Here is a 20,117-nt window from a genome sequence, read left to right as displayed (position 1 = left end):
TTCTTGACTCAAGCATTAATGCAGTACGATCTTCAAAGTTAAGATGATGGTATGACAATTTTATATACTCCATAAACCCTTTAAATTAATTAGGTGGTTTATGTCGCACTTCAAGTTTTACTCTGCCAAGTTATAAATTTAAGAACATTTAATGTTTTCAATTTCTAAAACATTTCTTTAATTAATTCTACAAAATAATTCATAAGATAATTGTTCTTACATAAGGTGAAAGGGTTTTCACGCTAAGCCTGAATATCTTACATAAGCAGACACCGCTCATACATGCCCAGAGAGTTTTATCCCCTACACTGAAATCAAGTTTTAGAAAATTAGAGGATTTCATATGAAACAGTTTTCGAAAATTCTAATACTCATTATGATAGGCCTTTATGGTACTTCTACTATTGCAGCAGATGCTATTCCTTTGGAAGCTAAAGCCGCCGCAGAAGCACAAAAAGCTGCACTAGAATATTCTGAAAATCAGAAGAGTGATTCAGACTCAGACTAAAAACAAAATAAAGCCCACGAAGGGCTTTATCTACATACGGGAATCATTAGGAAAAGTTATTTTAATAACTCAATGATTGTCCTACTCCATAAACCATCAAGGTAATAAGGAATACGACCAATGCGGAGACAGCTAATTCTGCTTTAGTCATGTGTTTTACCCTCATGGAGAGCTGTATATTATTTATACACCACATAAGCATAAAACCAAATAACAAAATATTACATAATCTTGAATATTTAAACTAAAGTAAAACAAAACATAAGAGAGTAAAACTATAAATTAAACCTTAATTATCAATCAATATGTTTTTAATTATCAATTACTTAATAAATTTTATTTAAAAGATTAATAGATTATTTCTTTGAAATCATAAAATAATCTTTGTTTATAAAAAATTTTTCTATGTAATATATTGCCATTCCAAAATTTAAGCTTTTGAACTTAATGTCTTTTTAAGTCATTTCGTAGGTTTTAATTTTACTATTTCATAATTTATTTTCCTTATATGATATCAAATTAAAACTAAACACCTGATATGTATTTTTAAATAATCAACACTGCTAATTTATTTTCAATAAAATTCTCTTTTTTTCCATAAAGATCATTTTTTATTATTTTTAAAACCTCAATATATAAATTTAAAGATCCTAAATAGAAGGATCTTTAAATTTTAAATTACTACATAGATTTGAGTACTTCTAACTCGAAATCAAGCTCCATCATCTTTTCTAGATTTGGTACAATCGCATTCACCCAAGTACCACTATTCCAGACTTTCAGAATTCCATTTTCTTCCTTATAGAATGCACAGTCCTGAGCTGATATATGATGAATAACCTGGGTTCCTTCTGGTATATTTCTCATACAGACCTCCACACATTTGGTTTATTTTTTAATTTAGCAGAAGATTTGAATTTTTCGTTTACATTGCTTTATAGAGTTGTATTAATTGACTATTTAATAGATTAATCATGTAACTTTAATTTTGATACAACTTTTCTTACTCATATTATCTAAAAATATTTAAATGATAAAAATAAAAAATCCCAACAATATATGTTGAGATTTTCTATTTATAATCAAATTAAACTAGCAGTAAATATGAATAATGCTCAGGCTATAAAATCTCGTAAAATGTGTTGATTTATTACTTCATCAAAACTTAGATTTGAAAGATTTTGCTTGTTATGTTTGACGGTTTTATAACAATAACTCGCTGCAATACCCATACTAATTAAAGTCAACAATTTCATTGTTCACCTCAAAATTAAAAATATTAGAAACTGTGAAATTAAAATATCAGCTTGCTTTGTAGTGGTCTAAGCCAGTTTGGAAAGCTTTTTGTATGGTATGTAAATTCGTCAAAACTATTTCAGGTCTATAAAAATCATTATCAATTTTTTGCTTTGCCTTGAATTGTCTTATTTTTTCCCTTAACTGACTCGACAAGTTCAGTAGAAAATGAAGATCATTGAGGATTAACATTCTTAAACGGAAGATCATATTTGAATACAAAAAGTACATCATTTTAAAGCGGCATGGTCGCAATCAAATTAGATGCAAAACATAAATTCGAGGAAGATAAATCAGAATCTGCTATGATAGCTTACACTTAGTGGACTCTTTTATGTCTTCCCTTATCTCCTATTTATAAGTAAAGGAGTATCACAATGGGCAACATGACTGCCACATCAGAATTATTTTATATATTTTAGTAGGTTAAAGTGAAAATTGTCATTCTTAACAAGCCTTATGACGTCCTCTCCCAATTTCGTCCAGATGAAAAACATCAGACTATGGCAGATTTCGTAGACGATCCGGATCTGCGTATTGCCGGTCGTCTGGATATGGATTCTGAAGGTTTGATGTTCCTGACCGATCATGGTGGTTTAAACCAATATATTACCAATCCAGCCAGCAAAAAATTCAAAACTTATCTGGTTCAGGTCGATGGGGATATAACCGAAGAAGCTCTAGAACAGCTTCGTAAAGGCGTTGAACTGAATGACGGTATTACGCTACCAGCCAAAGCAATTAAAGTCACTGAACCGGAATGGTTATGGGAACGTAATCCTCCTGTACGTTTCCGTGCTTCTGTTCCAACTTCATGGGTCGAAATTTCAATCTGTGAAGGTCGTAACCGTCAGGTTCGTCGTATGACTGCAGCAGTCGGCTTTCCTACATTACGTTTGATTCGCACCAAAATCGGTTCGATTGATCTGGTTCAATTAGGTTTACAGCCAGGTGAAACTAAAGAAATTGAACCCCTACTTTATCCAGACTTTAAAGATGTGCCTGCACAGGAACCGTATCGTTCGCGTTCTTATGTGAAGAAACCGGGTGGCACCGGTGGTAAACCGATTAACAAGAAAGTAACGAAAGACGGCACCAAGAAAAAAACCGGTACACCACGTATCTGGCAAATGGAAGAAGGTGAAAAACCACGTCGCAAGACCAATGGTACCACCCGTCCAAATACCAAGAGTCGTGGCCGTCGTACACGTTAAGCCACTGCTTAGATCGGGAAGATCAAACTAAAGACCACCCCTTGAGAATGGTTATTCACCTGAACTTCCCCCTGATGCAACTGCATAATCGACTGCACAATCGCCAAGCCCAAACCACCCGTTTGGGCTTTTTGATGCCGGCTGCTATCAACTTGATAAAAGCGTTCAAACAGATGGGCTAAATGCTGCTCGGGGATCTGTACACCTGCTGTCAGTACATCAATCCGACAGCTATTATTTTCTGTAGTCATCGCCGTGATTCTGATCTCACCATTTTTCTTTCCATACTGCACTGCGTTGCTGAGTAAATTGGCAAGCGCACGTTGCAGATGTTCCGGATGCGCAGCTATATTCAGTTGAGCCGGAATATCCGTATAAATAGATATATTTTTTTCTTCTGCCAGAAACTCAAAATATGCCAGCAAATCTTCTATGATCTGGCTAAGTTCTAGTGTCTGTTTTTCTATCTGATAGTGGCCATGTTCAACTCGGGCGATAAATAGCATGTTTTCAATCATCTGAGTTAGACGTTCATACTCTTCCAGATGGGAATACAGCAAATTTTCTAATTCATCGCGACTGCGTGACTTCGACAAGGCAATCTGGGTTTGCCCCATCAAGTTATTCAGGGGCGTTCGTAATTCATGGGAAATATCTTCAGAAAATCGGGCCAACTGTTCATAGCCTTGCTGTATTCGGTCCAGCATGGCATTCATAGCCTCTGTTAGTTGCTGCACCTCAATAGTTCGGGATGGCAACTCGATACGCTGATCCAGCTGCTGCACATTAATTTGCTGAGTGGCGTAAATTAATTGGCGCATGGATCGCAGTAGATAGTGTCCCATCAGCCAGGCTAACAAAGTAGATAAAATAATACCGAGCAGAGTGTATATCACTAATTTTATCAGGTAATGCTTTAAAACCTGTTGCCCTGCTACAAGTTGCTTACCGGCAATCAGTTGATAAGACTGTCCATTAAAGTCCACTTGCTTAAATGCCAAACGGGTCGTGGGTTGTTCAATCTTATTATTTTGATAATTCAGCTTGGTGTGATAATCCAATAGAGGAATAGCGATATTTAAAGGATTAATGTCAATCAAGGTATTCTGCGCGTTTTTAAGGATCAGTAAGTTATCTTCCTGTCCAAGCATATTCTCATAAAGCTCCGGATGTTCGATCAGCACCTGAAAGCTTTGTTGATCAGCCAGAAATATTTCAATCCTGGAAATCCGCAAGGCCAAGGCTTCATCCTGCTGTTGTTGCACCATCTGCTGCATATTGTGATAGGACAACCCGCCGATACTTAAAAAAACGATACAGGAAATAAGGCCAAAAGCGATACCGAGACGTGTGCCCAAATGCATTTTCATGCGTGCACATCCAGTTTATAACCCATACCACGTACAGTATGAATAAGTTTTGGACTGAAATGGTCATCAATTTTAGAACGTAATCGGCGTACGGCAACATCAACGACATTGGTGTCGGTATTGAAATTAATATTCCAGACTAGTGAAGCAATTTGTGTCCGGGTTAAAACTTCGGACTGGTGTTCCATCAGCAACTGTAAAAGCGCAAACTCCTTTTGGGTAAGCTCAATTTTTTGCTGGTCTCGAAATACTTCCCGGGTTAAACGATTCAGCTCTAAATTGGCCACCTGATACATTTCATGTTCAACTTTCGGTACACGGCGCAGCAGGCTTTTTATTCTGGCCAAGAGTTCGATATAAGAGAAAGGCTTGGTTAAATAGTCATCTGCACCCAGTTCCAATCCTTTGACCCGGTCAAGCACATGATCTTTGGCAGTCAGCATAAGTACGGGAACTTTAGAAAAAGTACGCAAGGTTTTGAGGACTTGCCAGCCGTCCAGGTCGGGCAGCATCACATCCAGCAATACCAGATCAACCTGTTGCTGTTCCAGCACCGATAAGGCATGCAGGCCATTATCCACCTGTGTAGTCTGGTAGCCGGATTCATTTAAGCCTGTAGCCAAGAAGCCGGCAATTTTGGCTTCATCTTCTACAATTAAAATATGCATGAGCTGAGTTTAATTAATTTCATACAGCGCAAAGATTACAAATTGGTAATCTGATTGTCATCCATGAGCTTCAATTCTTTGATTATGATCTTCTCAATTTCTATATGACTGAACATTATCATGAGAAGTAGATTAAATCAGAGAAAAATATTTTTATATCTAGCGAGTTTAGCAATGGTTAGCTTAAGCCATGCTGAATTAAAAACGGCCTATATTATGGACTTGAGTACAGCAAATCAGCTTACTGAGAACGTCATGCAAGCTTGTCAGAAAGCCAGCAAACCCGCTGCAGTCACAGTACTGGATCAAGGCGGCAATGTCTTGGCCAGTCAACGGCATGAATCTGTCGGAATTCACAATTTAACTGCATCACAGCGTAAAGCCTTTACTGCATACTCGACTAAGACCAGTACATTGGATTTCATGCGTCATGCACAAAAGAACCCGGATGCACAAAATTTAAATACCCTGGATGAATTGTTATTATTGGGCGGCGGGGTACCTGTGGTTTATAAAAACCAGCTCATTGGCGCTGTTGGCGTTGCAGGCTCTGGTGGCTCTGAACAGGATCATCAATGTGCCGCACAAGGCATTCAACATACTTTAAAACAACTTTAATTTTATCTATCTATTGAATAGGAACAGACCTATGAAAAAAATTATTTTTGGTGCTCTTCTAGCGGCGACAGTAAGCTTCTCTTTTGCACAGAATCCTTTAAGTGTGCATGTGCTGAATCAGGAAACTGGTCTGCCTTCCGCCAATGTCGCGGTGATTCTGGAAGCTCAGCAAGGTGACAAGTGGATAAAACTGAATGAGTTAAAAACAGATGCCAATGGCCGTATCAAAGAGTTTTATCCTAAAGATACAGCTTTACAGAAAGGCATCTATAAAGTGACCTTCAAAACCGGTGACTGGTTTAAGGCCAATAATCAACGCACCTTCTTCCCTGAAGTACCTGTGGTATTTACGATTGACGGTGCTTTGGAGCACTATCATATTCCGTTATTACTGAGCTCTTATGGTTATTCAACCTATCGTGGCAACTAATTCTTAATCCCTAAAAGCGTCATTTTCATGGCGCTTTATTTTGATAAGTAAAATGGCTGCATTTCATCATTCATCTGGCTTTCGCTTGTTATTTATCTCCTAGAGTGCTATTTATGATTCATATAATTAATATTTTTAAAATAAGTGTATCTAAAAAAGGAGTTTTGCAATGGATCAGCAAGTGAACCAGATGTTTAATCAGGACCGGTTAATTCAGTATCTCGGTGCGCATCTAATTTCTTATAACCACAATCATGCGAAGATTGAACTTAAAGTGTCTGAACAACATTTACAGGGGCATCAGACCTGTAACGGCGCTGTGATTTTTGCATTAGCTGATGCTGCATTTGCCATTGCCTGCAATACCGGCGAACATCCAGCAGTCGGCCAACATTGTGGTATTCATTATCTGAAACCGGCACTGCTCGGTGATACCCTTACCGCCATAGCTGAACATAAAGCCAGTAGCGGTCGCAGTGGGATTTACGATATTCAGATCCTGAATCAGAAAGATCAAATCGTGGCTGAATTCCGTGGAACCTCACGACTGATCGTTAAATAATTATTCTAAAACTTAATGCAATAAAAAAACCGGTGCATCAACACCGGTTTTTTAAAACAGCAAATGCTAAATTAAGCTTTCAACCATTTCTCAGCTTTAGTTTGATCTTCAACTTTCAATTCAACTTCAGTCAGTTCAGAACCACCATTTTGAACGTCAAAAGTCATCAGCTCATCACGACGGAATGCATGGATAGTATAAGTACCTTCCTGTTTCGCATATTTCTCGACAAGTTTCGTCGTTGCTTTAAGTCCATCAATCGCCACAATCACATCATTCGCTGAAAGGCCCGCTTTCACCCCTGCTCCATCACGACGTGCAGACTGAACCAGCACACCTTCAGGCTTATCTACAAGTTTCAAACCAAATGGTAATGACTTGTCATTTTTCAGCGTATAGCTCACGCCAAATTCAGGTAATAACTGATCTAATGGCAATTCATCAGTAGTATTGATCAGGTGATTAATCTGTTCTAACCAGTTATCACCAGTCAATTCCTGACACAATTCGAAAATAGTGCGTTCATTGACCTGAATGCCATTTTGCGTATTTTCATATAGCTTACGCATTAAAGCGTCCAGACTCGAGCCACGCAGACGTAGACCCAGATCAAGAGACAATGCGACTAAACAGCCTTTATTATAGTAGCTGGTACCGGCATTGTTTGAGTTTTCATCCTGACGATAGAATTTCACCCAGGCATCAAAGCTAGACTCAGACACCGACTGAATAAAACGTCCCGGGTTTTGAAGATAACGATCAATCTGCGCTTTAAGCAATGCAATATAAGATTCCTGATTGATCACGCCACTACGTAGCAGAATCAGGTCGTCATAATACGACGTAAACCCTTCAAAGATCCAAAGCAAAGAAGTATAGCCTTCTTTGTTCAGGTCATAATTCACGAAGTTTTCTGGACGAATAAATTTCACTAACCATGAATGGAAATACTCATGACTACATAGGCCAAGGAAACGCTGATAATCTTTCGATGGCTCTTCAGGCTCATCTGCTTTAGGAAAGTCATCACGCGGTGTAATCAGACTGGTTGAGTTTGGATGTTCCAGACCGCCATAGCTGTTCCCGGTGGCCATGGTCATAAAGGTATAATCACTGAATGGCGCAGAACCGAACATGGAAATTTCTGTCGCACAGATTTTCTCAATGTCCTGCTTCATACGCTGTTCATTCATCGCATGCTTGCCTGACACCACAAACTCATGCGGAATGCCATTGGCTTCAAAGCTGAAACGGGTCTGCTCTGCCAGTTCAAACGGCGCATCAATCAGTTCAGCATAGTTTTTAGCTTTTAAGGTATAACGACCTTTCACCAGACTTTTGGCCTGCATGCCCGTCGCAAGCTGGAAATGTTTCAGTTCATCCGGCAGGAATACTTCTACTTCAATTTCTTTATGTTCCTGACCTTCCAGCCCTAAACATGCACAAGCCGGGTTCACATAAAGACGGTTTTGATCCACATATGCACCACGAACAGACAGGTCATACGCATAGACATCATATTCCACCGTAATCAGTTCATGATCCGTATTGAATAAACGCCATTTATTCTTTTCAAACTTCTGGATTTGTAGCTGGCGTCCATCCTCATCATAAGCCTTGACCGCTTCAATATGCTTTGAGAACTCACGAATCAGGTAACTGCCCGGAATCCAGGTCGGTAAAGAAAGGACTTGCGTTGGATCTGCTAAAAAGCGAAGAGTTACGTGAATAAGATGCTGACGATAATCGTCAAATTCGATTTGATAATGCAACATAATGGGCGATATAAAATACAAATAAATGAGTTATAGCTTAGCTTAGCATTTTTTAGGCCAGTATTGCTTAGCTGTCGCATTTGTCTACATTTCTGACTAGCTATCCTTAAAAAAAAGGCATAGCATGCGTGAAAATTAAATCGTTCATCGACCGGTTGGTTATTAAGGAACACCTTTGAAATACATCATCTCACTGCTTGCAGTTCTTAGCCTGTTTGTGCCTGCAATTTCATATGCTGCCCTTCTGAATATTTTGCCTGAAAGCGTTGAAGCAGAAGCCTGGACCATTCTTGACTCACAGTCAGGCCAGGTCATTGCCGAACACAATGCCGACGTTCAACGTGCTCCAGCTTCCCTCACCAAAATGATGGTCGCTTATATTGCATTGAAAGAAATTCAGGCGGGTAAATTAGATAAAAGTGAAGTATTAACTGCAACACCGATTGTGAAAACAGTGATGTGGGATGAGTCACAAATGTACCTGAAAGAAGGTGAGCAGATTTCGATTGATCAACTTCTGGCAGGTCTGATTATCATGTCGGCGAATGATGCTGCTGTGACATTGGCAGAAAAAATTTCAGGTGATATTCCGAGCTTTGTCGAGCGAATGAATCGGGAAGCAAAAGCTTTAGGTATGGTTCATACCCATTTCCAGAATCCGGCCGGTATTACCATGCCTGAGCACTATTCTACTGCAGCGGATCTGGCGCGTTTGTCGGCAGCTGTAGTCAATCAGACTCCGGACTATCTATATTATTCCAAACAGCCAAGTTTTACCTATAACAACCATTTCCACCGTGCCACTAACCGTGTGTTGCAAGTGGACTCAAGCGTCGATGGTTTAAAAACTGGCTTTACTCGTGCAGCCGGCTATAACCTGGCGCTCACCGCCAATCGTCCAACTTATGATATGGAACTGCCCCACCGTCGTTTGATCGTGGTTGTTTTAGGTACCAAAAGTGCTGCCAAACGCGCTGAAGTGTCGCATAAGTTGATGAATCTGGCGTATACCTATACCCGTAATGAAGTCGCCATTAAAGACAAACAGCTACTCGCTGAATTACCGGTGATCAAATCGACTTTGAAAATGTTTAAGGTTCAGACTAAACAGCCGCAGATTATTACGACATCTTTATATGATCAGAATTATGCCATTGACCTGAACCAGTTCGATCAAAACCATCAACGGGTAATGTTGAATACAGGTGATGGTGTAATGCAAAGCATTGAACCGCTCCATGAAACCCAGACCCATATTAATGTAGAAATGACTGCTTCTGAGTTAATTGCACCTATGGCCAAAGTGATGCCATTAGCGACGATTCATGTCTATCAGAATAATCAGCTTATTCGTACCATCCAGATTGAAGATATGGTGGAACTTGAAGAAGCCAGTTTCTTCCAGAAATTTCTGAGCTGGTTATCCAGCTTCTTTAGCATCTTTGCAGAAAGTGCACCAAGTGCCAAACTCTATCCAATCCAGAAATAAACACTGAATACAGTTAGAAGGCCTCTCATTTGCCTTCTAACCCCCCTTAAATTTCTCCCTTTTCTCTCGTCAATTTTACCTCCCCTGACATAATTGCTACGTTTTGTAATTTGTATAACAATTCTAATCAAGACGGCCTGCTGCCCATGCCATAGTATATTTGGTCTAAATTTCTCTTATTTTTATTAGAAAAATAAATAGGTTAATAATATATGACAGCACATCTAATCGTAATTGTAGGTGGCGGCGCAGGTGGATTGGAGCTGGCTACTCAACTGGGCGAAACCTTAGGCAAAAGTGGTAAAGCGCATATTACGCTGGTAGATCAGAAACTGACGCATATCTGGAAACCCTTATTGCATGAAATTGCTGCAGGTACGCTTAATCCGCATGCAGAAGAAACCAATTATTTTAGTCATGCTGCAGCTCATAATTATCACTTTGTGCTGGGAACATTTGTTGATCTGGATCGTGAAGCTAAGGAAATTATTCTGGAAACAGATTACTTTTCTAAAAAATCCCAGCCTAAACAGAAGAAACACATCAGCTATGACACGCTAGTGCTAGCATTAGGTTCTACTTCCAATGATTTTAATACGGAAGGTGTTGCCCAATACTGTCATTTTCTCGACAGCCGCCAGCAGGCCGATGTCTTCCAGCAGGATCTGCTACATCTTTATCTCAATGCTCAAAATCAAACCTCTTCCCGTGAGCTTAAAATTGCCATTATTGGAGCCGGTGCAACTGGTGTAGAACTGGCTGCCGAGCTGGTGATCGCCAAACAAAACTTTTTTAAATATGGTCTGAACAAGATTGATCCAAATAAAGTCAAAATCACTTTGATTGAAGCCGCTGATCGGATCTTACCTGCACTGTCTGAGAAAATGGCTGAACACACCATGGAGCAACTCGATCGTCTAGGTATTGAGGTATTAACCAGTCATAGGGTCGCTAAAGTCGATGAAGACCAGATTTATTTTGCTGATGGTTCAAGCCTCGAAGCAGAAATTAAAGTCTGGGCTGCTGGAATTAAAGCACCTGAAGTTCTGGCAAAACTTAAAGAGCTGGAAAAAGACAATATTAATCGCCTAAAAGTTTATGCAACTCTGCAAACTTTATCAGACCCGGATATTTTCGTTTTTGGTGATTGTGCGCACTGTCAGCCTGAAGCAGATCAACCGGTTTTAGGCCCACGTGCGCAGGTTGCCAGCCAGCAGGCTGCTTTTCTGGTCAGAGCCTTAAAAGCACGCATTAATGGCGAAAGCTATTTACCGATGTTCAAGTTTTCTGACAAAGGTTCATTAGTGTCTTTAAGTCAAAACAGCGCTGTCGGTGAATTATTGGGTCAGGTCAATGTTCAAGGCTTTGTCGCGAAATCCATGTATGTATACCTATACCGGATTCATCAGGCCACCATTCATGGCTATACCCATGCTGGCCTATTAACTGCCAAAGACTTTGTTACACGAAAAATTGCACCCAAGCTGAAATTGCATTGAAATTGTAAATATTGTCCTCATATATGAAAAAATCGTCATTAAACATGTCAAATTGCATTTTTTTGCTATTTTTAGTCTACAAAAATACAATTTCACTTTATGATGTACCCTTAAAAAATTGAATGGATCAATTAATATGACTGCTATTGCAAATAACCTCGTGGTTTCTTTCCACTACACATTGACTAACGCAGAGGGTGAAACTCTCGACAAATCTCAAGGTGAACCACTTGCCTATTTGCACGGTGCAGGTAACATCATCCCTGGTTTAGAAAAAGCTTTAGAAGGCAAAACTGTTGGTGAAAAATTCACTGTAAATGTTCCTGCTGCTGAAGGCTATGGCGAATATAACCCAGAGCTAGTGCAAGAAGTGCCTAAACAAATGTTCCAAGGTGTAGACAACATCCAAGCAGGCATGCAATTCCAAGCACAAACTGATGACGGCGTTCAAATCGTAACTGTTAAAGCAGTTGAAGGTGACAATGTTGTTGTTGATGCTAACTTCCCGCTTGCTGGTCAAGATTTAACTTTCGAAGTTGAAATCGTGTCTATCCGTGAACCTTCTCAAGAAGAACTTGATCACGGTCACGTACACGGTGCAGGTGGTCACCACCACTAAGACTTCCCGGTCTTTAGCACAAAAAGGCAAAGTGAAAACTTTGCCTTTTTTATTGCCTTAAGATTTTAAATATAAAAAAGCAGGACTACTGCCCTGCTTTTCATCATTAAAATCGCGAATCACTCAAATTACGCAATCATTAACGTTTGTTATAGATCTGCATTGCTGCTGGCAGATTTTGACGCATTGCTGCGATACGCTGACTGTTCGATGGGTGAGTAGACAGGAAAGTCGCGCCAGTGCTACCACCTTCAAGCTTGTTCATTTTTTCCCAAAGAGTAATCGCTGCATTCGGGTTATAGCCAGCACGCGCCATGAGAGTTAAACCGCCCTGATCAGCACGGCTTTCTAGGTTACGTGAGTAAGGCAAGCCGATACCAATCTGGCTACCCAATTGTGCTACTGCAGCACCACCTTGTCCTACGCCCGCTGCATTTAAACCAATACCCAATGCCAGATCAGTCAGGGCTTGTGCACCAAGTTTCTGTTTCGCGTGCTCTTCCAGGGCATGGACCATTTCATGACCCATAATGGCTGCGATCTCAGCATCGGTCAGATTCAACTTATTCACGATACCGGTATAGAACACCACTTTACCACCAGGTGCGACAAAAGCGTTGACCTGATCAGATTTTAGTACGGCTAACTGCCATTGGAATGCAGTACCCGTCTGGTTCAGCTGGTTGGCATAAGGTTTTAAACGGTTAAAAACAGCATTAATACGACTATATGTCGCTGAACTGGTATCCAGCTGGCCTTTCGCTTTAGCGTCTGCCACCATGGCATTGTAGCTTTGGCTGGCTGAAGCATTTAAAGTCGCAGTATCTGCACCTGCAATATCGGCAATAGTTGTACAACCAGACAAAGTAATGGCTGCGGCTGCACCCATACCTAACAAGAATTTATTTTTCATTATAGTGACTCCACCATAAGCAAAAGGTTAATTTACATTGTAAAAAATTATAAGTTAAAGGCTAGAGCAACTAAATGTACAATTACTTCATCTTGTTATATTTTATGTAATTTTAACCCCAATACTGTATCGTAAGCCAATAAATCAGACAGACAATATTTAAACCTAAATATAAATGACACAAAGGTTTAATTTTTTCTTCTAAAATTTCACTTTTACGCTTAAAAAATAGAAAAGCATTTTGCAGCAAGATGACAGGTACTAGTACACAGGCAATGATCACGCTCAAGCCAATGAATGCCCCATAAATAATGTCAGGATCCTGAGTTTGGGCACGGATAATCAACATCGCAATGGTCGGAGCGCCACCCATCGCGAATAACAAGGAATAGAACATCGTTCCCGAGATATTTTTATGCATCCTGCATACTCATATTTTATTTTGTTTTATTCTAACAAGCACCATGCCACTGCACAGCACTTGCTGTTAAGACTTTAGTCCTGAATTTCCAAATTATTTCTTAGCCTTATATACCGTCATCGCTTCAGGCATCAGCTGTTGCAAGACTGCAATTCGGTCATCATTTGTTGGATGCGTAGATGTAAATTTATTCAGGACGCTATTGCCACGGCTGTCTTGCGCATTCATTTTTTGCCACAACGTAATCGCTGCATTCGGGTTATAGCCCGCTCGTGCCATTAGCATGAGCCCGCCTTTATCGGCACGGCTTTCCAGATTACGTGAGAATGGCAAGCCCACACCAAATTGAGCACCCATATCCAGCAGTAGCCCACCATAACCACCAGCGGACTGCCCGACATACTTGCTACCGATACTTACTGCCAAATCGGTAAGTGCTTGCGCTCCTACCTTATTTTTAGAATGTTCCTCAAGCGCGTGCACCATTTCATGTCCCATGATGGCAGCAACTTCATCGTCTGTAAGTTTTAGTGTGTCGACAATACCCGTATAGAACACCACCTTGCCACCTGGTGCGACATAGGCATTAATCTCGTTAGATTTGATCACAGCCACTTGCCAGTCAAACTTCTGCCCAGTCTGATTCAGTTGATCCGCATACGGCTTCATTTTCAGGAAAACCCGATTTACTTTTTTATAGGTGGCAGAAGTCGTATCCAGAATCTGTTTCTGCTTGGCCTCTGTCAGCATCTGATTATAGCTTTGTGCTGCACTCAGATTTAATGTAGCTGAATCAGCTCCCATCAAATCTGCAACCGTAGTACACCCCGTTAATGTGGTCGCGATAACCATCCCCGCCAATAAATTTTTATATTTCATAACCTTCTCAAATATATAAGGTCAAAACATCATAAAGAATCCGAACAGGTTTTCAATCATTTTTATAAGCTCGCTCAAATAAAAAACCCTGTGAAATCACAGGGTTTTTTATCATTTTCAGCTTAAAGAATTAAGCATCAAACGGGTGGCGAAGAATAATGGTTTCTTCACGGTCTGGACCAGTTGAAATGATGTCGATTGGACATTCAATCAATTGTTCAAGACGTTTCACATAGTTAATTGCCGCTTGTGGCAATTGATCTAGTGATTTCGCACCGAAAGTAGATTCTTTCCAGCCTGGCATAGTCTCGTAAATTGGTTTTAAAGTTTCAAATGCAAGCGCATCAGAAGAACCAACACAGCCAGAATCAGCAGATTCGTAACCTACACAGATTTTCACTTCTTCCAAACCGTCAAGAACGTCAAGTTTAGTCAAGCAAATACCAGACAGTGAGTTCACTTCTACTGAACGACGCAGGATTTCAGCATCGAACCAGCCACAACGACGTTGACGGCCAGTGGACGCACCAAATTCTGAACCTACAGTACCCAGGTGTTTACCAATTGCATCACCTGTATCTGTTGCAGCGTCATACACCAACTCAGTTGGGAATGGACCTGAACCTACACGAGTAGTATACGCTTTAGTAATACCAAGAACGTAGTCAAGGTGTAATGGACCAAGACCTGAACCTGAGCTTACGCCACCAGCAGTCGTGTTTGAAGAAGTCACGTACGGATATGTACCGTGGTCAACGTCAAGCAATGAACCTTGTGCACCTTCGAACATGATTTTCTTGCCAGCTTTACGGTAAGCGTGAAGTTCACCAGTCACGTCCATAACCATAGGCTCGATCACTTTGCGCCATTCGTCGCAAAGCGCAAGTACGTCTTCAACTTTAACTGCTTCAACACCGAAGAATTGAGTCAATTGGAAGTTGTGGTATTCAAGCAATTCTTCAAGCTGAGCTTTCAGATGTTCGCCACCACGTACCAGGTCAGCAACACGGATTGCACGACGCGCTACTTTATCTTCATAAGCAGGACCAATCCCACGACCAGTTGTACCAATTTTCGCATTACCACGTTTTTTCTCACGAGCTTGGTCAAGTGCGATGTGGTGTGGAAGAATCAATGGACAGTTTGGAGAAATGCGTAGACGTTCACGTACTGGCACGCCTTCTTTTTCAAGAATATCCATCTCTTTGATGAGCGCTTCAGGTGAAAGAACCACACCATTACCAATTAAGCACAATACGTTTTCACGTAAAATACCTGATGGAATGAGGTGTAATACAGTTTTCTTACCACCAACCACGAGAGTATGACCTGCGTTATGTCCGCCTTGATAACGAACTACTGCAGCCGCTTGATCTGTGAGCAGGTCGACGATTTTACCCTTACCTTCGTCGCCCCATTGGGTACCAAGTACCACAACATTCTTGCCCATAATAGCCTCATTACATCATGCTGTTAAAGTTGAAAGTCCCACTCAGCGACATGAACACTGAGTAAAACAATTAAAGCGATTAAATCGTTTTGATGGTCCACTCACCGTCCACATTCACCAGCTGGTGAGTTGCATACGGTACCGAGTTTAAATCATCATTACCTAATAACTGAATTACACTTAAGCCTTGTGCACGGGTTGCCTGAATCGCATTTAACAGCGCAGCATCTGTACCCTTAGGTGCTACCACAACTTTAGCTGTAGCAAACTTGCCTGCACTTAAAGCATATAAGTCACAAGAGAAACCAGTTGCCGGACGTGCACGACCAAAATGCTCACCAATGCCATCATAACGGCCACCTTGTGCCAGTGCCGCAGCACGGTTCGGTGCATAAACTGCATACATCAAACCTGTATGATAATGGTATGAACGTAATTCAACGACATCAATCCCAATATGCAGATTCGGCCAGCGTGCCTGAACTTCATTTTTGGTGGTTTGCAGTGCATCAAATGCCTGTTTGAAGGCTGGATTTTCTAATACTTCAGCACTTAAATTCGTTTTTAAGGCATCCAGGTCACTTGCAAAGCGGCCAAGCGTATAGAAGTCTGAACCAAACTTAAGATTTGCAGTAAATTCAGCCAGTTCCGGCAATGCTTTACGTTGATACAGATCAGACAGTTGGCGTTCGGTTGCTTTACTTAAACCCGCTTGTGCAATCAGACTACGGAACAGACCAACATGACCTAAGTCAAGGTGGACGCCGTCGGCCAGACCCGCTTCCTGAATCAGGCTGATCATCAGGTCAACCATTTCCACGTCAGCGTCAATGCTGTCTGAACCAAATAATTCTGCACCTAACTGCAATGGTGCACGTGTGGTATTAAATCCTTGAGGTTTCGTATGTAAAACCGTACCCGCATAACAATAACGAGCCACACCTTCCACTGGATGTACATGCGCATCGATACGAGCCACTTGTGGTGTCATATCGGCACGCACACCAAGCAAACGGCCAGACAACTGGTCGATCACTTTAAAAGTGGCTAAGTCTAAATCCTGATTCGATTCTGAGAGAGAAGATAGAGATTCAATGTATTCAATAAATGGCGTGTACACCAGCTGATAACCTCGAGATGCGAGGAAATCCAGTGATTGACGGCGCAGGCTTTCGATGACTTGCGCTTGTTCTGGTAATACATCAGCTACACCATCAGGTAATAACCATGTCTCTGAAATGGGCATGTTGTAAACCTAAATTCTTGTCAGCGCGGAATAAACCGCATAAAAAAATCGGGAGCACACCCGATTTCTCCTAGTCTAGCACGATCGTTTAGGCTGTGCATCGCAATTTTGATAATTTTCTCTGACTGAACAAAGGACTTAGATAGATAAACCAAACCATCTCCCTCTTATCAAGAGAAAATAGGCTGAATAAAATTTAACAACCAACATATCAACTTGATTTTCTAATATATTTCCCCAACCAAAACAATGACGAAAAACTTATTCTTGATTCAATCCTCATCTATCCAAGGGTAAGAATTTATAAAATATCAGTACTAGATGCTTAAAAATAATCCTATACAAAAACCTAATGTGCAGACTTAAATGACCAAGAAAACAGCATCATTCTGGTAGAGTTTAAAGGGACTGCAAAGACTCCGGTATTTCTTATAAACTTTCTTTCTCCTTCTAGAATAAAACCCGATCATCTCATGCCTCCCTTTCAGCCACGTATAACGCCTTCTGATGCCACTCCTCTGAGTGAGTTTCAGCGTGGTGTGAAAGACTGCATACCTTTATTATTGGGTGTAATTCCTCTGGCGCTGGTCTTGGGCGCAACAGCAGTACAAAAAGATTTTAGCCTGCTTGAGGTTCCCTTGCTGACCGGGCTGAACTTTGCTGGCGGTTCCGAGTTTGCAGTTTTAGAAGCCTGGACTGATCCACCGCATCTGCTTACCTTAATCTTTATTACTTTTCTCATTAACAGCCGCTATATTCTGCTCGGTGCCAGTCTGGTACCTTATTTAAGACATCTTCCAAATCGAAAAATCTTTCCGGCATTATTTTTTATGGTCGATGAAAGCTGGGCCTTAAGCCTGACAGATGCACAGCGTCGACTGGCACAGTTTGGTTATCGATATGCTTTTAGTCTGCCTTATTATGCCGGGCTATGTATTGTTCTTTATCTGGCTTGGGTCGGCTTTACGACACTCGGTGCCCTGCTTGGACCTGTGCTAGGTGATATTAACCGTTTTGGTTTTGATATGGCTTTCCCCGCCATTATGCTGGTTTTGCTGAAAGGCATGTGGAAAGGCTTTACTGAAGCGAGGTCTTGGCTAATCAGTTTTATTTGTGCTGCTCTAGCTTATAGCTATCTACCGGGAAACTGGTATGTGCTGATTGGCGCACTTGCAGGCATTACCTCTGCCTTCTGGCTCATTCAGAAGGATGAAGCATGATTCAGATGAGCACTTTTATCGCAATCTTATTGGTGGCGCTAACGACTTACTGCGCCCGGATACTTGGCTATGTCCTACTCAAGAACAAAACCTTAAATAATCGTCAGCGTAAAATTCTGGAAGTGATTCCAGGTTGTGTACTGATTTCGATGATCACCCCATATTTTTTACGAGATGATCCGGCTGATCTGATCGCTATAATATCGACACTATTCGCTGCATCACGCTTTGGGATGCTGCCAACCATTTTGATTAGCATGGCCTCGGCAGCTATTTTAAGAACCTTACTAGTTTAAATCCTTTATATAAGGCTAAGCCAGCATGAAAGGGTCTTATGACTTTGGTTCTACTACTTTAGCGAGCAGATTTACCAGTTCTGCATTTTGCAGCTCAACTTTTTGCAGTTTGGCTGTAGTCTGATCTAGTACTTCCTGCTGTACATGCATCTTTTTCGCCAGATCCTGCATAATTTCCAAGGTCTTTTTTAAATTTTCTTCCAGATGTGCCACTTTTTCCTCAACTGGCACGCCTTCCACATTTTGTGAACTCTCATTATTATTAAATTGCAGCCAGATCAAAAAAATCACAGCCAAGGTCAGTAATATAATAAATCCCCAGATCAACATCATGTGCTTGCTCTTATTCCATTTAATTATCTTCATCTTAACGAAAAAATATCCAGATCACAGAAATATTCGGCATAAATCCAGAGCTTTTCGATCAATTACGTTCAACTTCTTATTCATTTTCTTCTAATTTTTTAATCTTGTATAAAAAAGCACCCCATTTGGGATGCTTTCAAAATAGCTTAATCTGTATAAAAGGATTCACAGAGATCCAGCAAACGGTTGGCATAACCCCATTCATTATCATACCAGGCAAATACTTTAGCCTGATGCCCCACTACCAGGGTTTGGGTCAGATCCACAATCAATGAGTAAGGCGAATGATTAAAGTCTGAAGATACTAAAGGCTCATCTGTCACAGACATGATTTCAGCAAAATCCTGACGTGCAGCGTTCATTAATAGTTCATTTAACTGATGATCAGTAATGGGTGACTGAGAAATAAAAGTCAGATCAATTGCTGCGACATTAATGGTTGGCACGCGAATCGAATAACCATCAATCCGGTTCTCCATCTTCGGCATTACGCGTTTTAAAGCACCCAAAGCTGAAGATGTGGTTGGAATAATATTTTGCCCGGAAGCACGGGCACGTCTTAAATCACGATGGGCATGATCCAGTACTGACTGATCCGCAGTCACCGCATGAATTTCAGTCATCAGTGCAGTCTCAATCCCAAAGGCATCATCAATGATTTTGACTAGCGGTACCAATGCCTGCGTAGTACAAGACACGCTAGAAATAATCTGGTCACTTTCTTTGACATCACGATGGTTGACGCCATAGACAATTGCAGCATCCACCGTATCAAACGGTGCAGCGCCGATAATCACCCGTTTTGCCCCGGCAGTAATATGCTGAGTCGCAGCCTCACGCGAACGGAATAAGCCGGTACATTCCAATACCACATCAATATTCAGTTCATGCCATGGCATTTCCACCGGATTCGCCTGTCTTAACACCTGAACTTTCTGATAAGCATCGCGATAAGTGACATGCAGGTAGGCATACTCATCTTCATACGTCAGATCAACCTGCCCCGGGAAACGGCCATGAGTAGAATCATATTTAAATAAATGCAATAAGGTTTCAACGTCGGCAACGTCATTAATGGAAACGATGTCAAAATTAAAATCTTTCGGATTTTCAAACCATGCACGCAACACATTGCGTCCGATTCGTCCAAAACCATTAATTGCGATACGTTGCATCGACGTTCCCTACTGCGGCATAAAACTTTATGCGCCTATATTAATGGAATTATCCAGCTGACTGATAACTATTCAGCTAAATCCACTAAAAATTACACAGAAT

Annotated in this window: 22 protein-coding genes; 10 read left to right on the top strand and 12 right to left on the bottom strand. The window is 40.9% G+C overall.

From position 1 onward, the window contains the following. The first annotated feature begins 343 nt into the window (after window positions 1-343). Window positions 344-508, top strand: coding sequence for a hypothetical protein (locus tag FTU01_RS10155; RefSeq protein WP_179993072.1), 165 nt, complete (start codon window positions 344-346; stop codon window positions 506-508). A gap of 681 nt (window positions 509-1,189) precedes the next feature. On the opposite strand, the gene FTU01_RS10150 is transcribed toward FTU01_RS10155, so the two are convergent. Both FTU01_RS10150 and FTU01_RS15670 read right to left on the bottom strand, forming a co-directional pair. Then, entirely contained in the window at window positions 1,190-1,375 is a 186-nt protein-coding gene (locus FTU01_RS10150; protein ID WP_004784145.1) for a hypothetical protein, read from the bottom strand. A 248-nt stretch (window positions 1,376-1,623) separates the two neighbouring features. Beyond that, the gene (locus FTU01_RS15670; RefSeq protein WP_373686382.1) at window positions 1,624-1,764 is read right to left on the bottom strand and encodes a hypothetical protein; all 141 of its coding nucleotides are present in this window, start codon (window positions 1,762-1,764) and stop codon (window positions 1,624-1,626) included. Window positions 1,765-2,235: 471 nt separating this feature from the next. Here FTU01_RS15670 and FTU01_RS10145 point away from each other — a divergent pair, with 471 nt between their 5' ends. Next, on the top strand, window positions 2,236-3,018 hold the full coding sequence (locus FTU01_RS10145) for an rRNA large subunit pseudouridine synthase E (RefSeq protein ID WP_005236402.1): 783 nt from the start codon (window positions 2,236-2,238) through the stop codon (window positions 3,016-3,018). An 8-nt stretch (window positions 3,019-3,026) separates the two neighbouring features. On the opposite strand, the gene FTU01_RS10140 is transcribed toward FTU01_RS10145, so the two are convergent. Together FTU01_RS10140 and FTU01_RS10135 are read right to left on the bottom strand one after the other, a co-directional pair. Then, complete coding sequence (locus FTU01_RS10140; protein WP_180138971.1) at window positions 3,027-4,388, bottom strand: heavy metal sensor histidine kinase; 1,362 nt, start codon at window positions 4,386-4,388, stop codon at window positions 3,027-3,029. Then, a complete protein-coding gene (locus FTU01_RS10135) occupies window positions 4,385-5,056 on the bottom strand; it encodes a heavy metal response regulator transcription factor (protein ID WP_159123245.1) in 672 nt (223 codons plus the stop codon). Before FTU01_RS10135 ends, FTU01_RS10140 begins: the two co-directional genes overlap by 4 nt. 174 nt (window positions 5,057-5,230) lie before the next feature. Here FTU01_RS10135 and FTU01_RS10130 point away from each other — a divergent pair, with 174 nt between their 5' ends. The 3 genes from FTU01_RS10130 (at window position 5,231) to paaI (ending at window position 6,666) form a co-directional block, all read left to right on the top strand. Then, window positions 5,231-5,674 carry a heme-binding protein gene (locus FTU01_RS10130; protein WP_240904205.1) on the top strand — a complete coding sequence of 148 codons (444 nt, stop codon included), beginning with the start codon at window positions 5,231-5,233 and terminating at the stop codon, window positions 5,672-5,674. 31 nt (window positions 5,675-5,705) lie between these two features. Then, window positions 5,706-6,104: a hydroxyisourate hydrolase gene (uraH, locus tag FTU01_RS10125; protein ID WP_180138969.1), complete on the top strand. Its 399-nt coding sequence runs from the start codon at window positions 5,706-5,708 to the stop codon at window positions 6,102-6,104. Between the two features lie 169 nt (window positions 6,105-6,273). Next, the gene (gene paaI / locus FTU01_RS10120; RefSeq protein WP_180053860.1) at window positions 6,274-6,666 is read left to right on the top strand and encodes a hydroxyphenylacetyl-CoA thioesterase PaaI; all 393 of its coding nucleotides are present in this window, start codon (window positions 6,274-6,276) and stop codon (window positions 6,664-6,666) included. Window positions 6,667-6,737: 71 nt separating this feature from the next. Here the strand turns inward: paaI and FTU01_RS10115 are convergent, their stop codons facing one another. Further along, window positions 6,738-8,441 carry a M61 family metallopeptidase gene (locus tag FTU01_RS10115; protein ID WP_180138967.1) on the bottom strand — a complete coding sequence of 568 codons (1,704 nt, stop codon included), beginning with the start codon at window positions 8,439-8,441 and terminating at the stop codon, window positions 6,738-6,740. Window positions 8,442-8,616: 175 nt separating this feature from the next. Here FTU01_RS10115 and FTU01_RS10110 point away from each other — a divergent pair, with 175 nt between their 5' ends. From FTU01_RS10110 to slyD, 3 genes are all read left to right on the top strand, one after another. After that, window positions 8,617-9,930: a D-alanyl-D-alanine carboxypeptidase PBP6B gene (locus FTU01_RS10110; protein WP_159123240.1), complete on the top strand. Its 1,314-nt coding sequence runs from the start codon at window positions 8,617-8,619 to the stop codon at window positions 9,928-9,930. A gap of 212 nt (window positions 9,931-10,142) precedes the next feature. After that, window positions 10,143-11,429: an NAD(P)/FAD-dependent oxidoreductase gene (locus tag FTU01_RS10105; RefSeq protein ID WP_180138965.1), complete on the top strand. Its 1,287-nt coding sequence runs from the start codon at window positions 10,143-10,145 to the stop codon at window positions 11,427-11,429. Window positions 11,430-11,565: 136 nt separating this feature from the next. Beyond that, window positions 11,566-12,048 (top strand): peptidylprolyl isomerase, encoded by a 483-nt coding sequence (gene slyD / locus FTU01_RS10100; protein ID WP_004784172.1) that lies wholly within the window; start codon window positions 11,566-11,568, stop codon window positions 12,046-12,048. Between the two features lie 139 nt (window positions 12,049-12,187). On the opposite strand, the gene FTU01_RS10095 is transcribed toward slyD, so the two are convergent. The 5 genes from FTU01_RS10095 to FTU01_RS10075 form a co-directional block, all read right to left on the bottom strand. Then, window positions 12,188-12,961 (bottom strand): M48 family metallopeptidase, encoded by a 774-nt coding sequence (locus tag FTU01_RS10095; protein ID WP_125279059.1) that lies wholly within the window; start codon window positions 12,959-12,961, stop codon window positions 12,188-12,190. A gap of 112 nt (window positions 12,962-13,073) precedes the next feature. Beyond that, window positions 13,074-13,382 (bottom strand): hypothetical protein, encoded by a 309-nt coding sequence (locus FTU01_RS10090; RefSeq protein WP_159123238.1) that lies wholly within the window; start codon window positions 13,380-13,382, stop codon window positions 13,074-13,076. A 93-nt stretch (window positions 13,383-13,475) separates the two neighbouring features. Then, window positions 13,476-14,261, bottom strand: a complete 786-nt coding sequence (locus tag FTU01_RS10085) for a M48 family metallopeptidase (RefSeq protein ID WP_159123237.1) — start codon at window positions 14,259-14,261, stop codon at window positions 13,476-13,478. Between the two features lie 130 nt (window positions 14,262-14,391). Then, window positions 14,392-15,711, bottom strand: coding sequence for an adenylosuccinate synthase (locus FTU01_RS10080; protein WP_179993212.1), 1,320 nt, complete (start codon window positions 15,709-15,711; stop codon window positions 14,392-14,394). A gap of 79 nt (window positions 15,712-15,790) precedes the next feature. Then, entirely contained in the window at window positions 15,791-16,957 is a 1,167-nt protein-coding gene (locus FTU01_RS10075) for an ATP phosphoribosyltransferase regulatory subunit (RefSeq protein WP_180057474.1), read from the bottom strand. Window positions 16,958-17,430: 473 nt separating this feature from the next. Here FTU01_RS10075 and FTU01_RS10070 point away from each other — a divergent pair, with 473 nt between their 5' ends. Further along, window positions 17,431-18,177 (top strand): AzlC family ABC transporter permease, encoded by a 747-nt coding sequence (locus FTU01_RS10070; protein ID WP_180138963.1) that lies wholly within the window; start codon window positions 17,431-17,433, stop codon window positions 18,175-18,177. After that, on the top strand, window positions 18,174-18,473 hold the full coding sequence (locus tag FTU01_RS10065; RefSeq protein WP_180138961.1) for an AzlD family protein: 300 nt from the start codon (window positions 18,174-18,176) through the stop codon (window positions 18,471-18,473). Before FTU01_RS10070 ends, FTU01_RS10065 begins: the two co-directional genes overlap by 4 nt. Before the next feature lie 36 nt (window positions 18,474-18,509). Here the strand turns inward: FTU01_RS10065 and FTU01_RS10060 are convergent, their stop codons facing one another. Both FTU01_RS10060 and FTU01_RS10055 read right to left on the bottom strand, forming a co-directional pair. Further along, complete coding sequence (locus FTU01_RS10060) at window positions 18,510-18,806, bottom strand: hypothetical protein (RefSeq protein WP_004815405.1); 297 nt, start codon at window positions 18,804-18,806, stop codon at window positions 18,510-18,512. Window positions 18,807-18,985: 179 nt separating this feature from the next. Next, a complete protein-coding gene (locus FTU01_RS10055) occupies window positions 18,986-20,014 on the bottom strand; it encodes a type I glyceraldehyde-3-phosphate dehydrogenase (protein ID WP_180138959.1) in 1,029 nt (342 codons plus the stop codon). Window positions 20,015-20,117: the final 103 nt, after the last annotated feature.

The organism is Acinetobacter sp. YH12043, from assembly GCF_013419915.1.
Taxonomy (GTDB): domain Bacteria; phylum Pseudomonadota; class Gammaproteobacteria; order Pseudomonadales; family Moraxellaceae; genus Acinetobacter.
Note: the sequence above shows the minus strand (reverse complement) of the source record. Positions and strands in the feature narration are given on the sequence as shown.

Bases quoted from the DNA above. Each gene is read 5' to 3' on its own strand.
- FTU01_RS10155 (WP_179993072.1), top strand. From the start codon at position 344: ATGAAACAGTTTTCGAAAATTCTAATACTCATTATGATAGGCCTTTAT.
- FTU01_RS10150 (WP_004784145.1), bottom strand. From the start codon at position 1,375: ATGAGAAATATACCAGAAGGAACCCAGGTTATTCATCATATATCAGCT.
- FTU01_RS15670 (WP_373686382.1), bottom strand. From the start codon at position 1,764: ATGAAATTGTTGACTTTAATTAGTATGGGTATTGCAGCGAGTTATTGT.
- FTU01_RS10140 (WP_180138971.1), bottom strand. From the start codon at position 4,388: ATGAAAATGCATTTGGGCACACGTCTCGGTATCGCTTTTGGCCTTATT.
- FTU01_RS10135 (WP_159123245.1), bottom strand. From the start codon at position 5,056: ATGCATATTTTAATTGTAGAAGATGAAGCCAAAATTGCCGGCTTCTTG.
- FTU01_RS10130 (WP_240904205.1), top strand. From the start codon at position 5,231: ATGGTTAGCTTAAGCCATGCTGAATTAAAAACGGCCTATATTATGGAC.
- uraH (WP_180138969.1), top strand. From the start codon at position 5,706: ATGAAAAAAATTATTTTTGGTGCTCTTCTAGCGGCGACAGTAAGCTTC.
- paaI (WP_180053860.1), top strand. From the start codon at position 6,274: ATGGATCAGCAAGTGAACCAGATGTTTAATCAGGACCGGTTAATTCAG.
- FTU01_RS10115 (WP_180138967.1), bottom strand. From the start codon at position 8,441: ATGTTGCATTATCAAATCGAATTTGACGATTATCGTCAGCATCTTATT.
- FTU01_RS10105 (WP_180138965.1), top strand. From the start codon at position 10,143: ATGACAGCACATCTAATCGTAATTGTAGGTGGCGGCGCAGGTGGATTG.
- slyD (WP_004784172.1), top strand. From the start codon at position 11,566: ATGACTGCTATTGCAAATAACCTCGTGGTTTCTTTCCACTACACATTG.
- FTU01_RS10095 (WP_125279059.1), bottom strand. From the start codon at position 12,961: ATGAAAAATAAATTCTTGTTAGGTATGGGTGCAGCCGCAGCCATTACT.
- FTU01_RS10090 (WP_159123238.1), bottom strand. From the start codon at position 13,382: ATGCATAAAAATATCTCGGGAACGATGTTCTATTCCTTGTTATTCGCG.
- FTU01_RS10085 (WP_159123237.1), bottom strand. From the start codon at position 14,261: ATGAAATATAAAAATTTATTGGCGGGGATGGTTATCGCGACCACATTA.
- FTU01_RS10080 (WP_179993212.1), bottom strand. From the start codon at position 15,711: ATGGGCAAGAATGTTGTGGTACTTGGTACCCAATGGGGCGACGAAGGT.
- FTU01_RS10075 (WP_180057474.1), bottom strand. From the start codon at position 16,957: ATGCCCATTTCAGAGACATGGTTATTACCTGATGGTGTAGCTGATGTA.
- FTU01_RS10070 (WP_180138963.1), top strand. From the start codon at position 17,431: ATGCCTCCCTTTCAGCCACGTATAACGCCTTCTGATGCCACTCCTCTG.
- FTU01_RS10065 (WP_180138961.1), top strand. From the start codon at position 18,174: ATGATTCAGATGAGCACTTTTATCGCAATCTTATTGGTGGCGCTAACG.
- FTU01_RS10060 (WP_004815405.1), bottom strand. From the start codon at position 18,806: ATGATGTTGATCTGGGGATTTATTATATTACTGACCTTGGCTGTGATT.
- FTU01_RS10055 (WP_180138959.1), bottom strand. From the start codon at position 20,014: ATGCAACGTATCGCAATTAATGGTTTTGGACGAATCGGACGCAATGTG.